Origin of the sequence: Paenibacillus ottowii, from assembly GCF_050516475.1 — a bacterium.
Classification (GTDB): domain Bacteria; phylum Bacillota; class Bacilli; order Paenibacillales; family Paenibacillaceae; genus Paenibacillus; species Paenibacillus ottowii.
Genome location: NZ_CP191577.1, coordinates 398,120 through 420,750, shown reverse-complemented (window position 1 = coordinate 420,750; position 22,631 = coordinate 398,120). Strand labels below are relative to the sequence as shown.

9 protein-coding genes and 1 other annotated feature (1 of these 10 cut by a window edge) are annotated in these 22,631 nt (G+C 47.4%); of the genes, 6 read left to right on the top strand and 3 right to left on the bottom strand.

All coding sequences use genetic code 11. The features are described 5' to 3' along the window. Window positions 1-25: a sequence feature (23S ribosomal RNA rRNA prediction is too short), on the bottom strand; it reaches 243 nt to the left of the window's first position. The 4 genes from ACQQ6X_RS01895 to ACQQ6X_RS01880 all read left to right on the top strand — a co-directional run bounded on the left by ACQQ6X_RS01895 (window position 18) and on the right by ACQQ6X_RS01880 (window position 18,074). Beyond that, window positions 18-1,436: a condensation domain-containing protein gene (locus tag ACQQ6X_RS01895; RefSeq protein ID WP_430493524.1), complete on the top strand. Its 1,419-nt coding sequence runs from the start codon at window positions 18-20 to the stop codon at window positions 1,434-1,436. It overlaps the preceding feature by 8 nt. 163 nt (window positions 1,437-1,599) lie before the next feature. After that, entirely contained in the window at window positions 1,600-12,771 is an 11,172-nt protein-coding gene (locus ACQQ6X_RS01890; RefSeq protein WP_305167823.1) for a non-ribosomal peptide synthetase, read from the top strand. Window positions 12,772-13,035: 264 nt separating this feature from the next. Beyond that, window positions 13,036-14,937 carry a serine hydrolase domain-containing protein gene (locus ACQQ6X_RS01885; RefSeq protein WP_305167822.1) on the top strand — a complete coding sequence of 634 codons (1,902 nt, stop codon included), beginning with the start codon at window positions 13,036-13,038 and terminating at the stop codon, window positions 14,935-14,937. A 101-nt stretch (window positions 14,938-15,038) separates the two neighbouring features. Next, complete coding sequence (locus ACQQ6X_RS01880) at window positions 15,039-18,074, top strand: endonuclease (RefSeq protein WP_305167821.1); 3,036 nt, start codon at window positions 15,039-15,041, stop codon at window positions 18,072-18,074. Window positions 18,075-18,311: 237 nt separating this feature from the next. Here the strand turns inward: ACQQ6X_RS01880 and ACQQ6X_RS01875 are convergent, their stop codons facing one another. Next, on the bottom strand, window positions 18,312-18,662 hold the full coding sequence (locus ACQQ6X_RS01875) for a hypothetical protein (RefSeq protein WP_305167820.1): 351 nt from the start codon (window positions 18,660-18,662) through the stop codon (window positions 18,312-18,314). 373 nt (window positions 18,663-19,035) lie between these two features. Here ACQQ6X_RS01875 and greA point away from each other — a divergent pair, with 373 nt between their 5' ends. Then, window positions 19,036-19,515: a transcription elongation factor GreA gene (gene greA, locus ACQQ6X_RS01870; protein WP_149032972.1), complete on the top strand. Its 480-nt coding sequence runs from the start codon at window positions 19,036-19,038 to the stop codon at window positions 19,513-19,515. 136 nt (window positions 19,516-19,651) lie between these two features. Here greA and ACQQ6X_RS01865 read toward each other — a convergent pair whose 3' ends face one another. Together ACQQ6X_RS01865 and ACQQ6X_RS01860 are read right to left on the bottom strand one after the other, a co-directional pair. Next, complete coding sequence (locus tag ACQQ6X_RS01865) at window positions 19,652-20,191, bottom strand: transcription repressor NadR (RefSeq protein ID WP_305167819.1); 540 nt, start codon at window positions 20,189-20,191, stop codon at window positions 19,652-19,654. After that, window positions 20,188-21,342 (bottom strand): IscS subfamily cysteine desulfurase, encoded by a 1,155-nt coding sequence (locus tag ACQQ6X_RS01860; protein ID WP_305167818.1) that lies wholly within the window; start codon window positions 21,340-21,342, stop codon window positions 20,188-20,190. The genes ACQQ6X_RS01865 and ACQQ6X_RS01860 overlap by 4 nt, the downstream gene beginning before the upstream one ends. Before the next feature lie 155 nt (window positions 21,343-21,497). On the opposite strand from ACQQ6X_RS01860, the gene nadA reads away from it, so the two are divergent. Beyond that, complete coding sequence (nadA, locus tag ACQQ6X_RS01855) at window positions 21,498-22,604, top strand: quinolinate synthase NadA (protein WP_305167817.1); 1,107 nt, start codon at window positions 21,498-21,500, stop codon at window positions 22,602-22,604. Window positions 22,605-22,631: the final 27 nt, after the last annotated feature.

Here is a 22,631-nt window from a genome sequence, read left to right as displayed (position 1 = left end):
GAATGACACTGCGTGAGGTGTTCCAGCACTTTACGATTGAGCAGCAAGCTCAGCTCATCGCAACACATGGCACAGACACCTATACGGTGATCCCTGCTGCGACGAAACAGGCCTACTACCCTGCTTCCTCGGCGCAAAAACGACTGTACATTTTGAGCCATCTGGAAGGTGGAGAGGTCAGCTACAATATGCCGGGTATATTGGTAGTGGAGGGGCCGCTGGAGGCAGACCGACTGGAGGAGGCGTTCCGTCAGTTAGTGGCCCGCCATGAAACGCTGCGGACTTCCTTTGAAATGGTGGACGGCGAGGTTGTGCAGCGGGTTTACGATCAGGTGGAGTTTGCCGTAGAACGTCTGCAGGCCCATGAGTCTGAAGCCGAAGCGTATATCGAGTCCTTTGTACGCAGCTTCGATCTTCAGCAGGCACCGCTGCTGCGTGTCCGTCTCGTTCAAACCGGGCCCGAGCGTCACCTCCTGATGTACGACATGCACCATATGATTTCAGACGGTGTATCGTCTAACAATATCGTGCAGGAGCTGGGACAACTGTACGAGGGACAGGCTCTAGAGCCGTTGTCAATTCAGTACAAGGACTATGCGGTGTGGCAGCAGCAGGAAATGCAGCGGGAGTCCTACCAGCGCCGGGAACAGTTCTGGCTGGAGCATTTAGCCGGGGAATTGCCGGTCCTGGATCTGCCGATTGCTTATCCTAGACCTGCTGTGCGCAGCTTTGAGGGAGCGATGTATGAATTTACAGTGGACCCGAATGTATCTGGGCAACTGCGCCGGATAGCGGCACAGACCGGAAGCACATTGTACATGGTGCTACTGGGCGCCTACACCGTCCTGCTGTCCAAATACAGCGGTCAAGATGACCTGATCATCGGTACGCCGGTCGCCGGTCGCTTGTTACCTGAGCTGGAGCCACTGATCGGCATGTTCGTCAATACGCTAGCTATCCGGCACCAGCCGCAGGGCAACCAAACGTTCCACAACTACTTGCTGGAAGTCCGAGATCGTACACTGCAAGCCTTCGAGCATCAGGATTATCCGCTTGAAGAGCTGGTGGAAAAGCTGGATGTAGCACGGGATGCAAGCCGTAACCCATTGTTTGACACCATGTTTGTACTGCAAAATACGGAGTCACAGGAAGCGAAGCTTGAAACCCTGTCCTTTAGTCCGTATGTGCAGGAGCATCGTATTTCCAAATTCGATTTGACCTTATCCATGAGTGATGAAGACGGGCAGATCAAGGGTTCCTTTGAATATTGTACGAAGCTGTTTGGCACCGATGCGATTGAACGATTAACCGGAGATTTGATAGCGATCCTGTCACAGGTTGGAGCCAATCCGGATTTGCTATTAAGCGATATTCAGGTGAATTCAAGCGAGCAATCGGAAGGCTTCTCGCCAGATTCCATTGACTTTGTTTTCTAAATCAGTTTTCTAAAATGAATGATTTCACTTTGCATCTGCAGGGGCGGCGGCTTGTCCGACTGCCCTTGCCTGCAAAGTACTATTTTTCCGACATAATGCTCATTTACGTAGCAACGCACCATTCCAACCGGGGTACAAACCCCATGAAGCAGGAGGGATGTCATTGAAAGCCTTATTTGAGAAGGAAAAAAATTACTGGAGTCATAAGCTGGAATCTGAGGATCATATCATCTGTTTGCCATATACCCATCGTCTGTCCAGGGATACAACTGCAACGAATTCTAACTATCATACGCACACGTTCACATTTCCATTAGAAATTTCCCAAAGAATATCATCTATAACAGGTGGGGCTCCATGGGCCGTTTTTATGGTCCTGCTTGCTGGAGTAGAAAGCTTATTGCATAAATACACAGGTGAGGAATGTGTGCTGCTGGGCATTCCAGTAGCCAAGTCTAGCAACGGTGCTACCAAGCCGATTAACCATCTGCTTCTATTGAAAAATACGCTAGATTCATCAACAACCTTCAAAACCTTGCTGTCTCAAATCAAAATCTCTGTCAGCGAAGCAATTGAACACCAAAATATCCCTTTTTGGAACTATACCGAGGGACTTGAAATTCTGCGTAACGAGAACGATAAGCCTCTTATTCACACCACGGCATCCCTGCAAAACATTCACACTTCTGATTTTCTGAACCATGTGCAATCTGAATTGGATTTTCAATTTCAATGGGAAAATGCAGCCATTTCCCTGAATGTGACATACAACAGCGACCGTTATGACCAGATGACCATTGAACGCTTTGTTGAGCAACTATTACGGCTGTACAGCGTTGTTTTGCATCAGCCTGAGTTGGAGATTTGCACAGCACAAGTGCTGTCAGAGCAAGAAGTAGAGCAGTTGGTTCATACTTTCAACGATACAGTTGTAGATTATCCAAGTCATGCGTCTATTCATGAATTGTTCGAGATGCAGGCGAAGCAGGTACCCCAGCAGGTGGCAGTAATGTACGGACAAGATAGCCTAACCTATGGAGAATTAAATGAAAAGGCTAACCGACTGGCTCATTCTTTATGTAAGCAGGGAATACGCACCGAGCAGACGGTCGGCATTGTAGCTGAACGCTCGATAGAGATGATCGTAGGCATGCTCGCGATTCTTAAAGCGGGCGGGGTGTATGTTCCGATTGACTCCGAATACCCGGACGAACGTGTGCGCTATTTGCTGGAGGATTCCGGTGCCGAAATACTACTTGTGCAGAAAATAGAACATCGGCCCACAGAGTTTAAGGGAATAGTGCTTGATCTAAGCGATGCTGCGAATTATGGAACGGATGATGCTGATCGTTACGATCCAATTCTGCCGAATGATCATGGAACAAATACGGATCTGGCTGATATGGCATACGTGGACTGCCTAAATCCGTTTTACTCTATTTCCGCCAGTTCCGAACTTGCTTCTACTTCAACCACACAACCAGAAACCATACAAACACAAGCTACGCAATCCGAACAAGCTAAACCAATACATCAAGTTTACGCAGCAGATCGTTTGGCTTATATTATGTACACTTCAGGTACAACAGGCCAGCCCAAGGGCGTTATGGTGGAGCATCGCAATGTCGTGCGTTTGGTGAAAAATACAAACTATGCACATTTGGATGCTGACACGCGCATTTTGCAGACTGGGTCTGTTGTCTTTGACGCATCCACTTTCGAAATTTGGGGGGCACTATTGAACGGTGGACAGCTGGTGCTGGTAAGCCAGGATGTCATTTTGGATGCACCTAGACTTAAGGAAGCTGTCCGTAATCATGGCATTACCACGATGTGGCTGACCGCGCCGCTCTTTAATCAGCTTTCCCAGCAGGATTTGGAACTGTTCGAGGGAATACGGGAATTGTTGGTCGGTGGCGATGTGCTGTCCGTGCCGCATATTAACCGGGTACTGAAGGCTCATCCGAACCTGCGGATCATTAACGGCTATGGTCCCACAGAAAATACGACCTTTTCCACTACGCATGCGATCACTAGTGTGCAATCCGAATCCATTCCGATTGGGAGCCCGATCCATAACTCAACCGCATATGTCGTGGACCGTTCGATGCAGCTTCAGCCGATTGGAGCATGGGGAGAACTGCTCGTTGGCGGTGACGGGGTGGCTCGCGGATACTGCAACCGCCCGGACCTGACGAGCGAAAAGTTCATCGACAGCCCGTTCCGTAACGGCGAACGCTGCTATCGAACAGGGGACCTAGTGCGTTGGAATGCGGACGGGACGCTGGAATACAAGGGACGGATCGACGCACAAGTGAAAATCCGGGGCTATCGGATTGAATTGGGCGAGGTGGAGACGCAGCTGTTGAAGCTGGAGGCCGTTCGAGAAGCAGTTGTAATTGCACGGGAGGATGAGCAGGGGCAAAAGCAGCTTTGCGCTTATGTGATAACCCATCCGGATGTACAGTTAAGTGAGCTTCGCAGCGCTTTGAGCCGGGAGCTACCGGGTTATATGGTGCCATCGTATTTTGTGCAGCTGGAACAATTGCCCTTGACGCCTAATGGCAAGGTGGATCGCCGGGCGTTGCCGCGACCGGAGAGAGGCATAAGCTCAGGCGCAGAATATGTACCTCCTCAAAATCAATTACAAGCACAACTAGTCAGCATCTGGAAAGATGTGCTGGAGCTTGAGCGCATTGGCATTAAAGATAACTTTTTTGAAGCAGGAGGACATTCCCTGCGTGCGACCCATGTTATATCGCTTGTCCATAAGCAATTGCGTAAAAATGTGCAGCTAAAGGACCTATTCCAGCACCCAACCATCGAACAGCTTGCGCAGGTCATTGAAGCACTGGAGCAAACAACCTATGAATCCATCCCTGTTTCGGAAAATAAGCCATTTTATGCGGTATCTTCGGCCCAAAAACGGATGTATATTCTCAATCAGCTTGATGGAGAGGGAATTAGCTATAACATACCTGGCGCTCTGACACTGACCGGTTCACTTGATCATGAAGCACTGAACAACGCATTCCGTCAGCTTATTGACCGCCATGAAACATTGCGCACAAGCTTTGAGACCATGAATGGTGAACCTGTTCAGCGAGTACATAACGAGGTTCCTTTTCACATCGAGTTGACTTATGCTCACGGAGCTACCCGAAAGGAGACGGATGAGTTGGTACGTAACTTTGTCCAGCCGTTCGATCTTGGGCAGGCTCCGTTATTCCGAGTTGGTTTGATTGAAACAGATCCAGAGCATCATATTTTATTACTGGATATGCATCACATCATTTCGGACGGTACCTCTATAAATGTATTAATTCAGGATTTCATCCGCTTATATGAAGGGGATACGCTTCCGTCACTGCGTATTCAGTATAAGGACTACGCTGCTTGGCAGCGGGAACAGCAACAAAGTGAACGTTATCAGGAACAGGAAAACTACTGGCTCAATACCTTCGCGGGAGAACTGCCCGTGCTGGATATTCCAACCGATTATCCACGTCCGGCGGTGAGAAGCTTCGAAGGGGATGTACTGGAATTTACGCTCAATCAACGTCAAAGCGAAGGATTAAAAAGGATTGCGTTACAGACGGAGTCGACATTATATATGGTGCTGTTGGCTGCTTATACGGCTTTACTTAGTCACTATAGCGGGCAGGAGGATATTATTGTCGGTTCGCCAATTGCGGGGCGGCCCCATGCTGATCTTGGCAATCTGATCGGTATGTTCGTCAATACACTGGCAATCCGCAATTATCCGGAAGGCGGGAAAACATTCCGCGATTATGTGCTGGAGGTCAAGGAACACGCGTTAAAGGCTTTTGAACATCAGGATTATCCGTTTGAAGAGCTGGTAGAAAAGCTGGGTGTGGATCGAGATTTAAGCCGCAATCCGTTATTTGATACCATGTTTGCTCTACAAAATCTGGAGCAAAAAGAGCAGCAGCTGGCAGGGCTGCAATTAGCGCCTTATCCGAGTGAACAAACGACGGCCAAATTTGATCTAAGTCTGTTCGCGCAGGAGAATGAGGAACAAATTGCTTGCGGTCTTCAATACGGAACCCGGCTGTACAAACGGGAAACCATCGAACGTTTGGCTTTACATTTACAACAGCTGATCAATGTGGTGATAGAGCAGCCCGATATCGCGCTTGCGGCTATAGAAATGGTTACGGCCCAAGAAAAAGAGCAGCTTCTAGAGCAATTTAACACTGCAGCAGACTCCCCGTATCCACGGGATCAATTGCTGCATGTGCTGTTCGAGGAACAGGTTGAACAATCGCCGGATCGACTAGCGATCACTCTTGCGGACACACAGCTCACTTATCGCGAACTGAATGAACGTTCCGACCGTCTCGCACGCATACTTGCTTCCCATGGGATACGGCGCAGATCTGAGACTCAGATACAGCGAGTAGGGATCGTGGCTGAGCGTTCCATTGAAATGGTCGTAGGAATGCTGGCGATTTTGAAGGCGGGAGGCGCATACGTTCCTATTGATCCCGATTATCCAGAGGAGCGTATCCGTTATTTATTGGAGGATTCCGGTGCCGGGCTTTTACTGTCACAGCGACGAGAACAGGTTCCTTTTGAACCAGGTATTCCAGTCATCGACTTGAGTGACGCACACCTATGGAGTAGTGAATTTGAAGAATACACTCATATCGATGAGTCAGCTTCTATTTCAACTGGGGGATCTGCTTTAGATCTTTCACATGTCATATACACCTCTGGTACGACAGGCAAGCCGAAGGGGGTTATGGTCAATCACCGTAATGTCGTACGGTTGGTGAAGAACAATAGCTTTGCCACACTTGACGAAAATACACGTATGCTGCAAATGGGGGCAGTTGTATTTGATGCCTCCACGTTTGAAATTTGGGGAACGCTGCTAAATGGCGGTCAACTATATATCGTAAATCATGACACTATTTTGGATGCTGCCAAGTTTAAGCAGGCGATTGACAAGTATCGTATTAGCACCATGTTTATAACCTCGGCTTTATTTAATCAGCATTCTCAGCAAGACATTGGAGTATTTGCATCTCTGAAGGAATTGCTCGTGGGTGGTGACGTGTTGTCCGTACCACACATCAACCGCGTGTTAAAGGAGTACCCGCACCTTCGGTTGATCAATGCTTATGGACCGACGGAAAACACGACCTTTTCCACTACCTACGACATTCCTGAACCGCAAACCCAGTCTGTTCCCATTGGGCGTCCGATTGATCATTCGACCGTTTATGTGGTCAATCGCTTGTTAAAACTGCAGCCTATTGGAGCATGGGGCGAGCTGCTCGTTGGTGGCGATGGCGTGGCACTCGGGTATCTGAATCGGCCTGAGCTTACGGCAGAAAAGTTTATTGAAAATCCATTCCGGCCTGGAGAATATTGCTATCGTACAGGGGATTTGGTGCGTTGGCGTGCTGACGGCGTACTGGAATATAAGGGAAGAATGGATGAGCAGGTCAAAATTCGCGGCTACCGCATCGAACTGGGTGAAGTTGAAACCCGTTTGTCCACGATTGCAGGTGTGAAGGAATCGGTTGTTATCGTGCGGCAGGATGACCACGGGCAAAAACAGCTGTGTGCATATTTTGTAACAGATAGCGAATTAAGCGCTAGCGATTTACGTAACGCTTTATCGCAGGATCTGCCGAGCTATATGGTACCTTCCTACTTTGTGCAGTTATCCAGACTGCCTTTGACGCTGAATGGCAAGGTAGACCGCCGGGCACTGCCTATGCCTGAAAATAATCTCGATACAGGTATGGATTATGTGGCACCTGAAACGGATGTTCAACAAGCGCTGGCTGCGGCTTGGGGAGCCATTCTGGGCATTCAGAAGGTTGGGATAAAGGATAACTTTTTCCATTTGGGTGGTGACTCTATCAAGGCCATTCAAGTGTCGTCTCGCTTGTTTCAGGCTGGATACAAGCTGGAAATGAAGGACTTGTTTAAATACCCGACAATTGCGGATTTAAGTACTTATATTCAGCCAGTTAACCGAGTAGCCGAGCAGGGCGAGGTTACCGGAAATGTTGTGCTTACACCGATTCAGCGCTGGTTCTTTGAACAGCCAACGGGTGAACCACACTATTTCAACCAATCGGTCATGCTCTATCGGCAGGAAGGCTATGACGAACAGGCACTTCGGCAGGCGCTCTATCAGATTACAACGCACCATGATGCGTTGCGTATGATTTTTCGGTCGTCGGAGAACGGATATACTGCATGGAACCGAGGTATAGATGAAGGCGAACCGTACCATTTGGAGTGCTTTGACTATAGAAACAGCGATGTCATTGGAGGGGATTTGGAGCAGGTTATTGAGGCTAAATGCAATGAAATTCAATCTGGTATTTCTCTGAGCGAAGGACCATTGATGAGGCTCGGGCTGTTCCGTTGCCCGGATGGAGATCATCTGCTGGTTGCGATTCATCATTTGGTGGTAGATGGAGTATCCTGGCGCATCTTATTTGAGGATTTGGCGACAGCATATGAGCAAGCCTCCAAGGGTGAACAGGTAATTCAGTTACCTCACAAGACGGATTCGTTCCAAACGTGGGCCGAGAAGCTGCACGCCTATGCCAATAGCCCGGCCATGGAACGTGAGCGGGTGTATTGGGAGGAGCTTGCGCAAGCGAAACTGGCTCCTTTGCCGCAGGATTACGGACATAACGAGCATGATAAGCCATTGATTGGCGATAGTGAGTCGGTTACTGCTTTATGGACAAATGCAGAGACAGAGCAACTGCTCAAGCAGGCCAATCGTGCCTACCGTACAGAAATTAATGACCTGTTGCTGACGGCGGTAGGAATGGCATTACAAGCATGGAGCGGAAATGATCGTTTCCTGATTAATCTAGAGGGACATGGACGTGAAACTATTCTTCCAGAGGTGGATATTACCCGGACGATAGGGTGGTTTACAAGCCAATATCCTGTTTTACTCGATATGCCAGAAGAAACGGCTCTTTCGCAGCGGATTAAACATGTGAAGGAAGGACTGCGTAGTATCCCACAAAAAGGGATCGGATACGGTGTATTGAAATATTTAGCTGAAGCATCGCCAGCCCTGTTTGAAGCAGATCCTGAAATCAGTTTTAACTATTTGGGACAATTTGATCAGGATATGAAGGGAAATGACCTGCAATCATCCCCATACAGCGGGGGCATGCCACTTAGCCCAACCATGGCTCGGACCTATACGCTGGATTTTGGCGGCATGATTTCGGGAGGCCAGTTGGGGCTGACGATTAGCTATAGCCGTACCAGCTACCGACCAGAAACGATCGAGCGATTGGCGAGATTACTGGAATCGAGCTTGCGTGAAATTTTGACCCATTGCATTCATAAAGAACAACCAGAGCTGACCCCAAGTGATATTTCGTATAAAGGAATGAGTGTAGAGGGCTTGGACAGCCTGTTATCTGAAATGGGCACTGCGGGTGAGATCGACAATGTATATGCGCTGACTCCGATGCAGAAAGGGATGCTGTTTCACAGCCAGCTCGATAGTCAAGCAGCCGCGAGTGACGCGTATTTTGAGCAGGTTTCTTATGATATGCGGGGTCAGATGGACATCGAGAATTTTGCAGAAAGTCTGAATATCCTGGTTCGGCGACATGAGGCGCTACGTACACATTTTTATTTTGGCCGGGATACGGAGCCGTTGCAGGTGGTCTTTAGAAATCGGAATTGTGGCTTCTATTACGAAGATTTACGTGGGCTGGATAGCGATACAAGGGGCATTTGGTTGAAAAACTTCAAGTTGGAAGATAAAGCAAAGGGATTTGATCTTCGTCGGGATGTCCTAATGCGTATAGCGATGTTGCGCACCGGGGAAGACAGTTACCATGTGGTGTGGAGCTTTCATCATATCGTCATGGATGGCTGGTGTCTGTCCCTAATAAATAAAGAAGTGCTTGAAAGCTATGCAGCGCTTCAGGAGGGAAAAGTGCCAGAGCTGGCACCGGCTGTGCCCTACAGCCGCTTTATTGAATGGCTGGAAGCACAGGATCGTAAGGCGGCAACTGATTACTGGAGCAGCTATTTATCCGGGTATGAGCAGCAAACAGCACTACCAGCTGTAAAATCCGGCCGCAAGAGTGGAGGCTATACAGCTAGTGATTGGGTGACGGTTTTGGAGCGTGAGCTTACCCTCCGGGTGGAGGAGACGGCTAAGCGATATCAGGTAACCATGAATACGTTATTACAAACCGTATGGGGAATTGTGCTGCAAAAATATAACAACCACCGTGATGTCGTATTTGGTAGTGTCGTCTCAGGCCGCCCATCGGATATTATCGGAGTCGAGGGTATTATCGGCTTGTTCATTAATACCATTCCCGTTCGTATCCTTAGTGAGGCAGGGGAATCTTTTGCAAAGGTTATGAAGAAAACGCAGGAACAGGCGCTGGCTTCTCATGCGTATGATACGTACCCACTGTTTGAAATTCAGGCATTGACTGACCAGAAACAGGATTTAATTAACCATATTATGGTGTTTGAAAATTATCCGGTGGATGAGCAGGTCGAGGAGATGGAAATTGATGGGCAGGAACTTTCCCCGATTTCCAACGTGGTAGCTCTTGAGCAGACCAACTATGATCTGAATGTAGTTGTAATGCCGGGAGAATGCGTGAAGATTCGTTTTATGTATAATGCGTTAAATTATGATCAAACAGACATTGAGCGTCTGCATGGACATTTTGTGAATCTGTTGGAGCAAATTTTGTCTAACCCAAATGTTCGTGTAGAAGAGCTGGAACTGGTTACAGCGGCGGAAAAACAGCAAATTACCGGAGAGTTTAATGACACTGCCTCTGCATATCCAGACAAGCAGACGATTCATAAACTGTTTGAGGAACAGGCAGAACGCACACCAGATCATATTGCCGTAGCTTTGGGTCATCAAACATTGACCTATCGGGAGCTCAATGAGACAGCCAATCGATTAGCGCGTACACTGCGGGATGCAGGGGTTAAACCTGATGAACCTGTTGGCATTTTGACGGAGCGCTCGTTGGATATGATTACGGGAACATTAGCCATTTTGAAGGCTGGAGGCGCGTATGTGCCGATAGATTCTCAATATCCAGAGGATCGTATCCGTTATATGCTAGAGGACTCGGGAGCCAAGCTACTGCTGGCTCAGCAAGATTTATTGGATCGGTGCTATTTTGACGGACAGATTGTCAATCTGAATGATGATAAGTCGTACAGTGCAGATGCTTCCAATCCGGGTATAGATGGAGCGAGTAATCATGCCGCTTATGTCATTTATACCTCAGGCTCAACAGGTAAGCCTAAGGGTGTCGTAGTTGAGCACCGAAGTGTTGTGCGTCTCGTCCGCAATACGGATTATGTCCCATTTGATGAATCAACCCGAATGCTGCAGACATGTGCGTTTGTATTTGATGTATCTACATTTGAAATTTGGGGCGCACTGCTGAACGGCGGTCAGCTTGTTCTCTTGCATAAGGATGACCTTTTGGACGCAGCCAAGATGAAAGAGACGATACAGGATCATCACGTCAACATGATGTGGCTGACCACACCGCTATTTAATCAACTTTCACAGCAGGATAGTAAACTTTTCGGTGATGTGAAGTATTTGCTGGTGGGGGGTGATGTTTTGTCTGCACCCCATATTAACCGGGTCCTGCGTGATAATCCGCACATGAACATCATTAATGGCTATGGACCAACGGAAAATACAACCTTTTCGACGACGTACCACATTACAGAAGAACAGCTGGATTCTGTGCCAATTGGACGTCCTATCCGCAATTCGACGGCGTATGTAGTAGATTCATCATTTAACCTACAACCGATCGGAGCTTGGGGTGAGCTGGTTGTTGGCGGAGACGGAGTTGCCCGTGGTTATCTGAACCGTCCTGAGCTGACAGCTGAGAGATTTCTTGCTAATCCGTGGGTAGACGGAGATCGCCTATACTGTACTGGAGACCTTGTTCGCTGGCGTGAAGACGGCATACTGGAATACGCTGGACGGATTGATCAGCAGGTTAAAATTCGCGGTTACCGGATTGAGTTGGGCGAGGTGGAGGCGAGACTGGCAAGTGTACCGTCCGTACGGGATAGTGTTGTTATCGCTTTGCGGGATGGAGCAGGTCAGCAGCAATTATGTGCTTACTTCACTGCCGATGAACAACTGACCATCCGTGAGATTCGAGCTGTGATGTCAGCCAGTTTGCCGAGCTATATGATTCCGTCTGCCTTTGTGCAGCTGGATCGGTTTCCGCTAACGACAAATGGCAAAATCGACCGCAAAGCTTTACCTGTGCCGGATAAAGCACTGCATACGGGTATCGAATATGTCGCACCACGAACCGATGTGGAGCATTTACTGGCAGCCATTTGGCAGGAAGTGCTTGAAATCCCGCAAGTGGGCATCCACGATGACTTTTTCACGTTGGGTGGACATTCCTTGAAAGTGCTGGAACTTATACGCAAAGTTCGCCTTGCTACAGATATTGAGCTGCCCATCCGTAGTGTTCTGGAGTTCCCGACCATAGAAGAGCAGGCGCTCACATTATTGAAAGCCGATCTGGAATACAAGGCTGATAGCCCGATCATTCGGTTGAATGAACACGGTCCGGTTTCTATCTTCTGCTTTCCTCCTATGCTTGGATACGGGCTGTCGTTCGCAGAGCTTGCGAAGCAGCTGGACCAAGACGCCGTCGTGTATGGATTAGAATTCGTAGATGATGTTGCAGACGAGCAGGCCATGTTGGCACGCTATGTTGATTTAATCATCAACACGCAGGCGCAAGGTCCGTATGTGCTGCTTGGTTATTCCATAGGTGGTAATCTGGCGCATAAAGTTGCCGACACACTGGAACGCCTAGGTCATACTGTATCCGATATATTAATGCTCGATTCGGTCAAAAGGGCAGAAGCTCTGCCATTCACAAACGAAGAAACAGAGCGGGAAATTCATGCCATGCTGGAACAGGTTCCAGATTCCTATCGTGAGCTGTTGAATGAAACGTACCAGCGTAAAATGATCGCTTATGCGGTGTATGGCAACCAGCTTGTGAATACAGAAAGCGTTCAGGCGAATATTCATGGCTTTGTCGCCGCTGGATCGGAAACGGTGAAGGGTACAGGAGATAATAAACTTTTATGGAAAGATGCTACACAAGGAAGCTATGAAGAGCATAGCTTGATTGGGAATCATTATGAACTGCTGGAACCCGGATTTATCGAAGAAAATGTAAAAAGTATCCGTGCCGCAATACAAAAGATAACTCAGAACATGAACAAAGACATGACACAAGGTTTGGCCCATCATAATTCTTGAAAATTGCCGGTCGATGATTTAACTAACTGGAATTACTAATTTTATCTGTAACGCATGAATCCTGATCGAACAGGTAAGAAGCCTTCTGCTTACGCGATTCGATCAGGATTCGCTTTATCATGTGCATTCCCGAGATGGGAAGTGCGATGATTCCATAGCGCCTTGCTGATGGCTCCCATTCGGAGTATAAAGATCTGCTCGCTATGCAATCACCGCACGGTTCAATTATTAAATCAACTTCATAGGTAAGGAGGATACTTCCATATGAAAAATAGAGGTATTGGCTACCTATCTGCATTCTTAGCAACGTTGTTTCTTTGGAATCTGTTCATTGCTTCGGCATGGGCAGCAGACAGTATAACACCTCATTCAGTGGAAAAAGCAGTGGACGATATCATGAGTACAGAATTAGAAAATTTGCATATTCCGGGAGCTGCCGTGGTTGTGACCCAGGAAGACCACATTCTTTTTAGTAAAGGATATGGATATGCAGACCTGGAGCGGAAAAGGGCATTCGACCCGGCGAAGACTATTGTTCGTGTGGGTTCGCTAACCAAATCATTTAGTGCAAGCGCCACGATGCAGTTGGTCGAGCAGAACAAGCTTGATTTGAATGAAGACGTAAACCGATATCTCCACAGCTACCAAGCTTCGCAATACCAAAATCATCCCTTTAATCTGCATCAGCTTCTGACACATACTGCGGGATTAGACGAAGCGATATACGACATTAACAGCTCGACTCGGGCAGGCGTTTTACCTACAGAGCAGTATCTCAGCACGTATTTTAAAAATCAACCACCTATCCGTAAACCTGGAGTTCAGTATGAATACAGTAATGTTGCCTTCGGTCTGATCGGTAATATCGTGGAGCAAGTAACCGGTCAGGGACTGAATGATTACCTCCGTACACATCTATTCCAGCCCATGAATATGCCCAGCGCGACACTGGAGTTGCCGTTAACTCATCCGGAACTGGCCCAATCGTATCATTGGAAGCATGGAGCTTATGTAAAACAACCCTTATCGTATATCAATCTGCCGGGAGCAGGAGCGTTGAACGTCACACCCAACGATTTTTCCCATTATCTGATTACTCATTTAAACCATGGAGAGTATGAGGGCAAAACGGTGCTCCAGCCGCAAACGGTAAAAATGATGCATGCACAGCAATTTGCAGCGGATGCCCGCCTGGATGGCTTGGGCTATGGATTTTTCCGTGGTCAATTGAAGACGGGAATACCCATGTTGTGGGCTACCGGGGAAATTGATGATTTTATTTCCGAAATGGTACTGATTCCGTCCCAGAAGATCGGCATTTTTGTGACCGTCAATTCAGCCGACACGGACACCCTGCTTCATGGAAAAGTCATCGATGCGATAGCCCAAATGCTTCCCGCAAAACCGCATGCCACTTCTCAGTCTATGGCTCGTTCTGCCGCGCAAGTGAAGCTTTCGCCAGAGATCGAGGGCGTATATCAGGTAGATACAACTCCTGTTCATGGGTGGGGAAAATGGATTCGGATACTGGGAAGCATTGAGTACACCGTTCAAATTCAAGATGATCATACGCTAATAGTTAAAGGAAAATACCCGAATCAGAATGAAGCAACAGACAAAGTTTTTCAAGCAGCAGGTGATGGACTGTTTGTGGAAAAGGGGGGCCAGCTTAAAATTTTACTGTATCAGGAAAAGGGTACGTGGATGATGATTGCTCCGGATAGTAAGACCATGAAGCAGACGACACTTTGGCACCGTACCTGGACGCTGCTGATCAGCTATGCTGCTGCCTCCTTATTTTTCATCACAACCCTGCTGATTTGGATCATAAGGTATATGCATAGAGCTATCCGTAAAACGAATAATCACATTTCATCCAACCTGGCATACATCGCGTTACTAAATACGATTTTTCTTGGGGTGCAGGTCGTCTATGGCAACAATCAGATGGTGTATGGCTATTCCGCCTGGTATATTTGGGGAATTTGCATGCTGCCGCTCCTTTCAGCACTCCTTGCTGTGTGGGTATTGATCGCGAATGGCACAAAGCTGATTACCGGGGAAACAAGAGCCCGGGCTGCTGGAAAAATCCTTTTTGCGATACTCACATTGCTGCATACCGCCTATCTCTTTTATTGGAACTTCCTCCCATTTCATTATTCCTAAAGATTTACAAACCAACGCATGTCCGAACATAAATGAATGCTAACATTTATATTTAGTGCCCCTCTAAGAGGGGCCTTAAACCAATAAACAGGAGGAATAGAATGGGAATCTTTCATCGTCTTACATCCCGCAGCTTCAAATACGCATCTGCGATGGTTTTCACTTTATCGTTGTACACTGGTGTTGTGGGCACTGTGCAACCGGCCCATGCAGAAGGTCCAGCTGACCCAGCCCCTTATATTGCAGCTAAAGTGGTCAATGAGAACGCTGGTAAAAAAGTGTTGTTCGACAATACACATGGACAGACAGCTGGCGCAGCAGATTGGGTGATTGATGGTGGATTCTCAGATTTCGGACAAGCCCTTGCAAACAATGGCTACGATGTTCATGAACTTCGCCAATCTACACCCATTACTTATAATGATTTAAAGAATTATGATGTATTTGTGACAGCAGAGCCGAATATTCCTTTTAAACAAAGCGAACAAGCGGCAATGGAACAGTATGTTAAAGCAGGCAATAGCATTTTTTTCATTGGAGATCATTATAACGCCGACCGCAACAAGAATCGCTGGGACGGAGCAGAAAGTATCAACGGATACCGTCGTGGTGCATGGGAAGACCCTGCAAAGGGAATGAGTGAGGAGGAAAAAGGCTCGGCTGCGATGCAGGGCGTAGTTAGCTCAGATTGGCTAGGCAGTCAGTTTGGTATACGTTTTCGCTACAATGCATTAGGCGATATCACGGCTAACCAGATTGTTGAGCCTGCACAGGCGTTTGGCATTACAGCGGGTGTGAGTAATGTGGCGATGCACGCAGGATCAACATTGGCGATTATTGACCCGACCAAAGCCAAGGGGATCGTATATCTGCCTAAAACCAATCAGGCTTGGGGGAATGCAGTAGATCAGGGCGTCTATAACGGAGGAGGTATAGCGGAAGGACCTTATGCTGCTGTAGCCAAAGTCGGTCTAGGCAAAGCTGCTTTCATTGGGGATTCGTCTCCTGTTGAAGACGCAACGCCAAAATACTTGCGTGAAGAGACAGGAACCAAGAAGACAACGTATGACGGCTTTAAGGAGCAGGATGACGCCGTGTTACTGGTCAATATGGTAGACTGGTTGTCCAAGAAGGAGGAGTATACCAGTCTATCGGATGTAAAAAACTTACAGCTTGATCAACCGACGGCGCTATTACCTTTTGAAGAACCACAGGCTTCCACGGAACCGCAAGCCGAGCCTTGGTCTGCTCCTGCTGCCGGTTACAAATGGTGGGATTCGCAAACATTCAAGGCCGGTTCCTATGGCGGGCCTACAGCCAGTGCACAGCCTGTGTACAGCATCGTTCGTCAGGAGCAATTGCCGAATGCCCAGCCTTTTCAAATTCGCATAGTTGCTGACCAACTGGCTCCGGGTAGCACGATTAGTGGATTCAGCACAGGGATTTATGTAGCGGGCGGTAACCAGGTAGCCCAGATTCAAAATCCGGATGGAAGCTGGCCAACCTCTTACGGTTATAGCGGAACTTTTAGTCTGGAATCCGATAGCAAGGGGCATGCCTATAGGGACTTGGCCGTGCGGATTAAGCCGGGTACCAGTGGTTCAGCTAATCTTAGGCTGAGACAAAACGGCAGCAACCTGCTGACCCAGTCCGTCGTGCTGGCAGATGTCCTAGCCCAACCATTGCCCGATGAAGGAAATACGATTCCAGCTCGTATCAGTGTCGCAGAAGCACGAAGTCTTCCGGCTGGTAAAATTGTGACCTTAGAGGGGGTTGTGACGACAGAACCAGGGGCATTCGGCGGCCAAGCCTTTTACATGCAGGATGAAAGTGGCGGTATTTATGTATATCAAAATCAAAGCGGCTTTCACCAAGGTGATCGAGTAAAGATTACAGCGAGCTTAGCGCTGCATAACAGTGAACTGGAGTTGACCGATCCATTGGCCATTGAAAAAACGGGTGAAGGACAACTTCCGCAAGTGGTGCAAGTCACCGAGTTGAGTGATGCGAATCAAGGACAACTGGTTGAGCTTCCTGCTGCAATCATTCGTAATGTGATTGATGCAACACCTGCAGGTTCGTTTGGATTTGATGCAGTCGTGGGTGAGGTTAGCCATCATGTGCGAATCGATGCACGGACAGGCTTAACACGCACATCTTTTCCATATCAAGAAGGACAGCAAGTGAAGCTGAAGGGAATTTCGTCGATTTTCAAAGGGAATTATCAGTTAAAGCCGCGCGGACTCGATGACTTTTCAGCTCAGAATGGTGCTGCTCTGCAAGAGGTAGAGCTTTTACTGGATCAAACAACCTTTAACGTTGGGGATACAGCAGCCACACATCTCAAGGGTACGCTAACAGATGGCAGTCAAGCCGATCTAAATCATGCATCAGTTCAGTATATCAGCAGTCATGAATCCGTTACGCTGGATACGTATGGAGAACTTCGGGCCATAAAAGAGGGGGGCGCCGAGATTACAGCCAGCGTCACCTTGGACGGTAAAACGGTCGTATCCAATGCTGTAACCGTTAGAGTCGAGAAAACCGCTACAGGTGAAGTGCCGGGTAAACCTGTGCTGTCTCATGACAATGGTCAGGACACCGGACTGAAGGACGGCGATTACAACATTACCATGAATCTGTGGTGGGGTACGAACGGTGATGAACTCAAGCTGTATGAAAATGACAAGCTGCTTGCAACACAATCGTTGCAAGCAGCTTCCCCTGGAGCACAACAAGCAGTCATTTCTGTTACAGGCAAGGGCAACGGCACCTACACGTATACAGCCGAGCTGATCAACCCTTCCGGGAAAACAGTCAGCGACCCGTTAACTGTTGAAGTAACGGATGCTTCTCCAGGCATTCCGGTGTTGTCTCATGACAATTGGGATGGTGACGGCACCTATACTCTGACAATGAATATGTGGTGGGGCACAAATGCAACCAAGTACAACCTGTATGAAAATGGTAAGCTGATCGACACGCAAAAACTGTCGAGCCAAAGCCCGCAGGCCCAAAGTGCTGCGACCCACATTCAAAACCAAAAGCCAGGTACGTATGAGTATCGGGCCGAGCTAGTCAATGTTGCCGGAGAAGTTTCCAGTCAAACCATAAGTGTAGAAGTGAAGGAACGTTAATTTGGAAAGGATAGGCTGTTAAAAAAGCAAGAGCATCTATTGAGCTCGCGAGAGTCGATAGGTGCTTTTTTTGTTGGAAATTATCATTTTAGGTTTGAGTAGGCGAAGCGGAAAGTCCCTCTATTTCTGAGGAGCCATAGAAGAACAGGGTGACTAGAATCACAATAATGATTACCTCTGCAAAATATTCTCCATCAAACTCACTCAACACAAATGTCTCCTTTCGCCTTCTGTTAATTATTTATTATTTACTTTCTGGGAAAAGGCTTGTATCACCTGATCCAATGTCATATTTCCGTTATCATTTAAAAATTTCACCATATTATCGACATTGGTAGGGGCAGATGCTAATGTTTTGTATTTACCTGTGAGTCCTATAAGTAAAGTTGCTTGTCTGTATAAAGTCACAGAATCGACGTTTAGTTTTCCTGTTAGCAGGAGGGCTGCGACTAGGACCTCCACATTTTTTCCTTGAAGTGCGGAAAAGATAGCTGAATTACTGTTTAATCCATTTTTCTTTTGACCGTTGGGAGGGGACTTGGATTTACGATTCCCGTTCCCATTTCCATTCTTTCCTAAGGAAGCCATTGAATCTTCCTCCCGCCATACACTGCTCCTGTCTGGTTTTCATGAGATATGGGACAAGGGCAGCGGCACTGCACGTGCTCATTAAAATTACGTTATGATCATACGATATGCGAACAATAAAGCTTTGGTTACCATGTGGATACTATGCTCGAAGGTAGCTGACTGCTAAATTTCTGAATTTCTTTTCGCATGTTGGTCCAATTTAGAGTAAACTACAATAAAGCAAGCTAAATGAGCATTGTGCATCAAATTCTAGGAGCATTATCCAATCAGCAAAAGATAGCCCCTAACGGTTTAGCTCGTTTATATATTGTATATTCGAGTGTTGAATTTGAATTATGCAAAGTGCTGAAATAGGAGTTGAAATAAGACTATGTCGAATGAAGAAGTATTGTTAACTAAAGAGGGATTAGCCAAGTTAGAGGAAGAACTGAAGGAACTGAAGACGGTAAAACGCAAGGAGCTAGCCGAACGCCTCAAATTGGCCATCAGCTATGGAGATCTAAAGGAAAATAGTGAATATCATTCAGCCAAGGACGATCAAGCGTTTATGGAAACACGGATCATGGCCTTGGAAAAAATGTTGACTAAAGCTCGGATTGTAGATGAAAGTAATCTCGATCTTGAAACAGTCGGTATCGGATCTACAGTTATTCTGAATGACATCGAATTTTCGGAGAAGGTGGAATACAAAGTTGTAAGTCCTGCTGAAGCAGATGTTCTGGATAACAAAATTTCCTATGAGAGCCCTTTAGGCAAGGCACTTTTGGGGCAAAAAGTGGGCAGTATCATTCATGTCGATGCCCCCATGGCTGTAATCAAATATGAGCTGCTGGAAATTAAGCTTACCTAGTCCATTCCCGATTCCCTTTATAAGGGGGCCGGGATTTTTCTTTTCTAGCTATTTGCAAACCGTCTGTATGGAATGCATTTGCACTCCACACACTGGACGGGTTTCTTGGCTTTGCTATCGTACTTTCGTACTTGGATTAATCAGTCATCAGGAAGCCAGCTTGCTCCAATGCAGCACAGGCATCATTGATTTTATCTTCATCCGAGGCGTTCAAGGTATGCAGGTGGATGCCTCCAGTCAGTTGGGACAGATAAGTGGCTTGGGTGGAACTGATCTTACGTATAAAATCGTCCACTTCTTTGCGGGTTCCGACCCGTATTGGAGCGGTCAGATCTCCATATACTGGATGCTCAACGATGACATCCTGCACACTGACACCATGGTCCACAATCAGCTTTAATTCTTCTTCTGTTTGTTCAGGTCCGTGTTTACACACAATAATACGAGAGGCTGAAGGAGCGGATTGAGCCGCAGGCTCCATATAAATGTATCCTTGACTTGTTGCAAGGATCGGTTCTTGGCTTGCTTTTAACAGGGAGATATCTTGTACAATTACTTGTCTTGAAACGGAGGACCTGCGTGCCAGTTCGCTCCCGGTCAACGGTGATTCGCTTTTGAGCCACAATAATAGCTGTTCTCGGCGATCCGTACCTGACCGTTTTAAAGATTCAGTCAACGGGATAAGCTCCTTTCTTGTCGATGCTTCAGGTCTGTCAAAATATCTACCAGTACATTTAATTCCTCGATGGTGGTTGTCCTGCCGAAAGAAATACGGACAAATTGTAAGGCTTCACGACCGGATGCTCCAAGCGCCAGTAAGGCAGGCGAAGGCTCGTGATGTCCGGCGGCACATGCGCTACCAGTAGATATACAGACACCGTTGCGATTACATTCCAGCATAACATATTGTCCCTCGTAACCGTCAAAAAAACATCCCACAATATGATGAAGCACAGCTTTTTTCTCGCTTTCCTGTACAACCCAACGTAACGGAATGGATCTCTCCTGAATTTTCGCAATAAAGTATTTTCGCAGGGTAGCGTATCGCTCCTGATGCATCTCCATCTGTTCGGTCATCATTTCTGCCGCCGCGACAAAGGCTGCGATTCCAGGAACATTAACCGTTCCAGGACGAAATCCGTTTTCATGCAGTGTATCGGGATACACTGGACGCCATGGCGTTCCAGGTTTGAGATATGCAGCGCCGACACCCTTGGGGCCATACACTTTATGGCTTGATATAGAGAGTGCATCCACTCCCATGGCTTCTACATCAATGTGCACATTTCCGAATGTTTGTACCGCATCACTATGCAGCATAATACCGCGTTCGTGGAGCAGAGGAGACAAGGCGGCAAGATCCTGAATCAGACCTGTTTCTGAGTTGGCGTGTTGTACCGATACAAGCCCGGTGTTGTCTTTTAGATGGGGGATAAGAACTTCACGAGTTATTCGTCCTTCCTGATCTGGTTGCACAATGGTCAGTTCATAGCCCTGTTGTTTTAGCTTCGTAGCAAGATTGTACATCGAGTGATGTTCCAAAGCGCTCATAATCCAATGCTTTTTGTGCTGCGGCAATCCGTTCAGGATCGATTGCACGATCAACATATTGGATTCTGTTCCCCCTGTTGTAAAATAGATGCCTTCCGGTTGCCCGCCAATCATATTTGCCATTCGTTGCCTGCTGTAATCTAGTGTGTAGGCTGCCTGACCGCCTGCATCATGGAGGCTACTGGCATTTCCGAACATTTCCTTATTCAACACGCTATATATATGCAAAGCTTCGTCACACATGGGTGTAGAAGCGGCATAGTCCAGGTAAATCACAGCCAATCCTCCCCGCTTAAAAATAATTCCATTCCAAAAGCCCTTGAGATTATTGTAGTCATGTGTAAATATAGGTGTCAAGACACATGTAAATATATGCGGTTATCTATTCGTGGGCGAAGGACAGTTAGCCGCAAGGATATGGAGGGATTCGAATGTCTATGCTAGACGTTTTACAAGGAAATCGTGGACTTATGCCAGAGCATTATAAAACACTGTCGGTTGCTGATATGGAGCAACGTGTGGCTGAACTGAAACAAAAATGGGGCTCAAAGCTGCTCATTCCAGGCCATCATTATCAGAAGGATGAGGTTATCCAATTTGCTGATATCACAGGCGATTCTTTACAGCTTGCTCAAATGGCTGCAAAAAATCAGGAAGCGGAGTTCATTGTGTTTTGCGGGGTTCATTTTATGGCGGAGACAGCGGATATGCTGACTACCAATCGGCAAACCGTTGTTCTGCCAGATATGCGCGCAGGCTGCTCGATGGCAGATATGGCGAACATGGAGCAGACGGAACGAGCGTGGAAACATTTGCAGGAGTTGGTAGGTGATACGATCATTCCATTAACATATGTAAACTCCACTGCGGAGATCAAAGCCTTTGTAGGGCGGCATGGCGGCGCTACTGTGACCTCTTCGAATGCCAAGCAGGTGCTGGATTGGGCGCTGAAGCAAAAGGAACGTATTTTATTTTTGCCGGATCAGCATCTCGGACGCAATACAGCCTATGATCTTGGAATCCCGCTGGATGAAATGGCTGTATGGAATCCCATGACCGATCAGCTGGAGACTGAACAAAACCCAGCAACCGTAAAAATTATTTTATGGAAAGGGCACTGTTCAGTTCATGAAAAATTTACGGTAGATCATATTCGCAACGTTCGTCAACGCGATAAGAATATCCGGGTTATCGTTCACCCCGAATGCTCTTATGAGGTTGTGCAGCTTGCAGATTGCGCGGGCTCTACCAAGTTCATCATCGATACGATCCGTGCGGCAGAGCCAGGAACCCGATGGGCGGTCGGTACGGAGATGAATCTCGTGCAACGAATCAAGCAGCAGTATCCTGAACAGCAAATTGAATCGCTCAACCCTGATATGTGTCCTTGTCTGACCATGAACCGGATCGATCTCCCCCATTTGCTGTGGGCAATGGAGCAGATTGATCGGGGAGAGCCTGTGGGGGTCATTCGTGTGGATGCTCAGATCAGACAGGACGCTGTACAGGCACTGAATCGTATGCTTGCTATTCGTTAAGTTTTTAACGTATCGTAAGAGCGTACT

Excerpts from the sequence above, each read along its gene's own strand:
- nadA (WP_305167817.1), top strand. The coding sequence starts at position 21,498 with ATGTCTATGCTAGACGTTTTACAAGGAAATCGTGGACTTATGCCAGAG.
- ACQQ6X_RS01885 (WP_305167822.1), top strand. The coding sequence starts at position 13,036 with ATGAAAAATAGAGGTATTGGCTACCTATCTGCATTCTTAGCAACGTTG.
- greA (WP_149032972.1), top strand. The coding sequence starts at position 19,036 with ATGTCGAATGAAGAAGTATTGTTAACTAAAGAGGGATTAGCCAAGTTA.
- ACQQ6X_RS01880 (WP_305167821.1), top strand. The coding sequence starts at position 15,039 with ATGGGAATCTTTCATCGTCTTACATCCCGCAGCTTCAAATACGCATCT.
- ACQQ6X_RS01875 (WP_305167820.1), bottom strand. The coding sequence starts at position 18,662 with ATGGCTTCCTTAGGAAAGAATGGAAATGGGAACGGGAATCGTAAATCC.